This window comes from Pauljensenia sp. UMB1177 (assembly GCF_030217965.1).
GTDB classification, from domain to species: Bacteria; Actinomycetota; Actinomycetes; order Actinomycetales; family Actinomycetaceae; genus Pauljensenia; species Pauljensenia turicensis_A.
In genome coordinates, this window is sequence record NZ_JASOOV010000061.1 from 1 (window position 1) to 231 (window position 231).

A 231-nucleotide genomic window follows, 5' to 3' on the forward strand; every position below is an offset into this window, starting at 1 on the left:
TTTTTTGAAATACAATTTCGTGATTTTCTTCACTATAATAGAAATTGAAAGCAAAACAAGTCTTTTCACTTCCACTAATGGGCAAAACGGAAGAGAAAGGATACTGTCTAATGAACATTCAATTACTTGATGGCGTAAAAGTTATTGATTTTTCTACCATGGTAGCCGCTCCTACCACAGCTCGAGTACTGGCTGACTGGGGAGCAGATGTTCTCAAGGTGGAAGCCCCCT

Annotated in this window: 1 protein-coding gene; it reads left to right on the top strand. The window is 39.4% G+C overall.

Annotation, left to right across the window (positions count from 1 at the left end):
* Positions 1–110: 110 nt before the first annotated feature.
* Positions 111–231, top strand: a 121-nt coding sequence (locus tag QP442_RS08595) for a CoA transferase (RefSeq protein ID WP_285069825.1), incomplete at its 3' end; no start/stop codon positions are given.